The sequence below is a fragment of the Mesorhizobium sp. M2C.T.Ca.TU.002.02.1.1 genome (assembly GCF_003997225.1).
The window spans coordinates 1-2,175 of the sequence record NZ_RZTO01000941.1; the positions used below are offsets into that span (position 1 = coordinate 1).

3 protein-coding genes and 1 pseudogene are annotated in these 2,175 nt (G+C 59.0%); all 4 read right to left on the bottom strand.

Annotated features, from left to right (window positions below; genetic code table 11):
* Nucleotides 1–413, bottom strand: a 413-nt coding sequence (locus EOD07_RS31745) for a hypothetical protein (protein WP_164772737.1), incomplete at its 3' end; no start/stop codon positions are given.
* Complete coding sequence (locus EOD07_RS31750; protein WP_127238082.1) at nt 413–1,159, bottom strand: hypothetical protein; 747 nt, start codon at nt 1,157–1,159, stop codon at nt 413–415. The genes EOD07_RS31750 and EOD07_RS31745, both read right to left, overlap by 1 nt.
* Before the next feature lie 106 nt (nt 1,160–1,265).
* A pseudogene (locus tag EOD07_RS31755) lies at nt 1,266–1,934 on the bottom strand (terminase family protein); the annotation flags it as partial.
* Nucleotides 1,861–2,175: hypothetical protein (locus EOD07_RS38800; protein ID WP_245470565.1), on the bottom strand; the 315-nt coding region annotated here is incomplete at its 5' end. The gene EOD07_RS38800 and the pseudogene EOD07_RS31755, both read right to left, overlap by 74 nt.

Sequence of the window (2,175 nt, forward strand, 5' to 3'; positions counted from 1 at the left end):
GAGACGGTCAGAAAAACCTTCCCCCCCTTTCGATCCCAGCTGAAGACCACGGAATCGGAATCTTGGGAAAAAACTCTTGGGACCTCAGAACCAAACATGTGCAGCAAAGCCAAAAGATGCTCGCCCTCGCGCCGCGCCTTTGTCGTCAGGTGAAATTCGTCATCCGGATGCAATGAGGCAATCTTCTCGATGGCTCGCAAGACATCAAAGTAGCTCGCAGCCTCAACGGCACTCCGGCCTCCACGTCGGCTAACGTTTTGGTTGGAAAGCACCTTTCGTACAGGGCGCGGCTGCTCAACCGGCGTGGTTGAGCTATCAACCGGGACAACCGCAAGCGGCGCCCCCACCAACATCGCCCGAGCGAGATTTTTTCCAAAATCGGACGCCGTGACGTTGCCTTGCGTATCGACCATCAATTGAACTCCGGGACAGCGCTAATAGCTAAAGTTTGCCGCACAGCCTTATATAGTTGGGCCAAGACCCGCTTTTGAGCTCCGGTTGCCAGTGTCTCCTGCGTCGGCACAGTGTTGATATCGTGCGTACACGTAACGTGCAGGCGCGTCTCCCTCACCGGAATTTGCTGCGGTAGCCCTCCCGCCGCTCCAAATTGAACGCTTCCTAAGACCGTTCTCTGCGCCTCCCACCTGAGAACGCGATTCAATTCGAAACTACCGAACTTCTTACGCCGATTTATTTGAAACGCAAGATCAGTTGACGCACTCTTAATTTCGGCTCCAGGAAGAAGACTATTAAAGACGGTTACCGCGTCGTCCAGCGTCTCAACCGTTTTGCCACTCCTAACTATAAGGGATTGACGAAACGATCCCCCAAATTTGCCGCATAGCTTTTCTCCATAGGGCAAAAAATGAGAAAGTGGATCATTCATCGAGAATTGAAACGAATCGATCCCCTCACCGAACGGCGGACTGATGACAAAATCGACACGACCCGTGGCCCAAATGAGATCAAACTTAGCCTCGTCATCATTACTTGACGCACTTACTGTCGGAACCGGCGATTGGGGCGGACGGAGCGTCTGGAGCTGTCCTGGGGCTCTTCCCAGCACGTCTTGAAATATTTGATCTAGCCGGTCAGACCTGACCTCACCGGTAACGAACCAGGCAAACTGGATCGCATAGATTTCGTCGAACTTGGGCACCCGGATTCTCCCCTGCGCAGTGTACTTACGTCACCACTAGCGAGATCGCAAACGCTTTGACGGCGATGCGTCACCCCTTCCCGATCCTCTCCACCTGGCCCGCGCTCAAAAACCTGAGCACCACATCGCTCATGCCGAGCAGTGGCGTGAAGGTCACGATCGTTATGCCATCCGTCGCATTCGTGCGGGTCAGGCCTTCCGAATAGATGTCCAGCGGCGGTTCCTCGTCGAACCAGACGCCATGCAGCGTCTCGCCCTGCCATTTCTCGCGGCCCTTTTCGTAGGACTTGAAGGAGAGCACGCTTTCGCCGGCCTGGACGTCACCGCCGCCATCCCAGCGCACGACGACGCTGTCCAGCGCGCCAGGCGCGCCGCGGCCCATCACCGTATCGGCGATGGCGTCGGCCGGGATCATGCCGGTGCCCCATTCGCCCTGCTGCTGTGGCGGGCCGACCAGCACGCGCTGCGGGTTGTCGCGCGTGCCTTCGCCGGTGACGCCGGCGGCCCACAGCCTGACGGGTTGGTCGAACACCTTGCCCGCCCACCAGTCGGGATAGCGGCCGGTGAGGTGCATGGCCCATTCCGCGCCCCCCGCCCTGGTCTTGCCGAGCTGGTTGCCGGCCATGAACAGGCGCTCGCGGTTCGTTGCTCCTGCTGCGTGAAATTCGGCCTGCCTGTCGTAGGGCTTGTAGGCCGCCAGGCTATTGCCGCGCCGCCGCCGTTCCAGTTCCTCCAGAAGGGCCAGATACGCCCGCATCTCCTTCGAGGCCGGCATCTTCTTTGAGGAAAGGCCGCAGACTCGCTTCGAGGCCGCGGATTCGGCTCTTGATCTCGTCATCACTCAACCGGTCGAGACTATTCTTATCGGCATCGAAATCCTGCGAAAAATCCTTGGGCAGCAGCGTCAGCACGACCTTCAGATACTGCTCCGGCTTTTCGGCCCGCACCGCGGCGATGACGCCGGCGCCATGGGCGCGGAAGTCGGCGCGCAGCGCAGCGGCGAAGTCGTCGACGAG